This window comes from Mesorhizobium sp. M1A.F.Ca.IN.020.06.1.1, from assembly GCF_004023265.1.
In the GTDB taxonomy this organism is placed as follows: Bacteria; Pseudomonadota; Alphaproteobacteria; order Rhizobiales; family Rhizobiaceae; genus Mesorhizobium.
Map to the genome: position 1 here is coordinate 1 of NZ_RZSR01000939.1, position 2,316 is coordinate 2,316.

General features: G+C 58.5%; 2 protein-coding genes. Both read right to left on the bottom strand.

What is annotated here, in order from left to right:
• Positions 1-151: 151 nt before the first annotated feature.
• Complete coding sequence (locus EOA60_RS29295) at positions 152-1,468, bottom strand: hypothetical protein (protein ID WP_127335682.1); 1,317 nt, start codon at positions 1,466-1,468, stop codon at positions 152-154.
• A 206-nt stretch (positions 1,469-1,674) separates the two neighbouring features.
• Positions 1,675-2,316 (bottom strand): hypothetical protein (locus EOA60_RS37840; protein WP_164899633.1); only part of this gene is annotated, 642 nt, incomplete at its 5' end.

A 2,316-nucleotide genomic window follows, 5' to 3' on the forward strand; every position in this document is an offset into this window, starting at 1 on the left:
TTTGAGGGAGAGTTCCAGTGCGTTGGCCCTTAGTTGTGACTGCGCTTATTGTTGGTTTCATCCTTTGGGATCGCTTTGCCAATGACAGCGCCTACCTCGCCGACATTGAGCGCAGCCTGAGACACGCCGCTGCAGCGATGCCAGGTTAGGCTTAGGTCAGCGTCACCTTCGGATCGATATAGAAGGTTGATGACGCCTTGGCGGCCTTCACCCTGAACAATATCCATCCCTTCTGTTGTGGAGTGAACGCAATATCGAGAGAGAATTTCGTTGTAGAACCGCCCCAAGTTCCAGAGCCGGCGGTCTGACCGGCGGCGGCGGCCAGTGGATCGGCTTTACTGTCATGAACAAATGACGCTTGCGGCGATGATGCGTCGCCGAGGTATTCAACCTCGCCCCATATCTCATCATTGTTGGGAACCGCACCACCGCCCCAGATGCACTGCACGGTCGCTGTGACGGAAGATCCCGTAGTGTCGTTCCAGATGGCAATAGGTGGAGCCACGAAAGGGGTGTACCAGGTCGTATTGGCCGACGTGACGATCTTCCAGGCCAAGGGCGTGGTGCCGTCGCTGGCGCCGCCGGTGCGGACGATGGTCGTTTCTTCATCAAGCGTTCCGGAATACTTGGTCTCGTTGAGGTTGTAGTTCACGCCGGAAGAGCCAGAGCGGTAGAACTCCGGCTCGAGCACGCCTGGTCCGTTCGGCGTGGTCGCCTTGGTGACGCTGGCATTGAGCTTGCAGTCGATTGCCTGGAAACGGCCGAAAACCGATGCGGTGGCACCGATGATCGTCTTTCCCGAGCCTGCCGCGCTGAGATCCACCCCGCGCAGCAAGATGTCGCCACCGCGACCGCTCACCCAATCGAACAAGGTCGTAGGGATCGTGCCCAGCAATGCCGAAGCGGTGTTCTTCCAGCGGAACGCGGCACCAGCGACGTTAAAGCCCTGGCCGATCGCGGCAAAGGAAACCGTGGTGTTGATGAGCTCGACGAGGGCCAGATTGACGCCGCCGTTGCCGAGTGCAATCTTGCCATTGCCGGTCGAATTTATTCGAAGCGAGCAGTCCTCGAATATCAAGACCGACGTGCCGGTGGTTGGAACGATGATCTGCGCACCACCTGCACCGGTACCGGCATTGAAGATGATACCCTTGTAATAGCCGCCGGCGGAGAAGCTAATATTGTTTGTTCCGGTCGTGGTTATGGTCGCCGTCGTCCGCAGATCTGCGGACACAGGCGGGACGCTGCCGGAATGATTGACGCAGATGATCGGCGTCGGATTGGCGATTGACCCCGGAGGCGCAATCGACATCGCCGAGGCTTGGCTCTCTGCATGATCCTCCGAGACATAGAACACGTCGCCAGCCGCCTTGCCTGAGAACGCTGCAGTAAGCGTCGTATAGGCGTTGGCCCAATCGGCTCCGGTGCCGGCGCCAACAGCGCCAGAGCGAACGTAATAAGCGGTCATGATAGGCGTGCTCCGATGTCGAGAAAGCTGACTGTCATTGCCCAGGCCACTTGTTGTTCACGTTGATCTGCCTGGCGGGCTGGGTTGTCCTGCCCTTGCGGTTCTTGATCGGTAGTTGGGCAAGGCTTCGCCCGTGGCGCCGTTTGCGCTTCCATTTGGTTCTCCATTATTGAATTGCTTAGCGCGCGGAGCGCCTTGCCTTAATGCTACTGGTCAAGGACATCTCCCGTCGAAGATACCGACTGATCGACGGCAAAGCTGCCGTCAGTCAAGGCGCGCTTGAAAATGACCTGGCCCGAGCGTTCAAAGATGGCGATGGAATACGGCTCACAAGTCGCGCGCGCTATGTCCCTCGCACCCGCCGTGATGTCGATCACCGCCCCATCGATCACATCGTCAATGTTGATGGTCTCGACTTCCGACTGATCATAGCCGGCGCCGTGAACCATCAGGTCCTCGAGGAAATCCGAAAGCAGGCGGCTGTCGCCGGTCCCCGTGACGAGGCGAATTCTCCTCGGCTGGCTTAAGGTCGTCTTCGTAATGCCGGTGTCTGTCACCCCATCGTAGAAGAACGCGTTCACAGAGGCATCTGCGCCCGTGATCGATCTCGTGAGACCGGTCTTGAGATCCGTGAAATAACTCGTGCCGCCGGTGGTGAAATAGAGTTCCTCGGTCAGGCGTTGGAGGTCGGGTGCCCCGAGATCGCGCAACCCAATGGTTTCGATCTGGTAGGGGACGGTCTTCGTATATTCGACAGCGCCGGTTGACCCATCGACACGGGAAACGGTGCCGGCATCCGTCCATACAACAAGATCGCCGTCGTCGTCATAAATCGCGTAGCGGAGATC

Coding starts and splice junctions, on each gene's coding strand:
- EOA60_RS29295 (WP_127335682.1), bottom strand. CDS start 1,468: ATGACCGCTTATTACGTTCGCTCTGGCGCTGTTGGCGCCGGCACCGGA.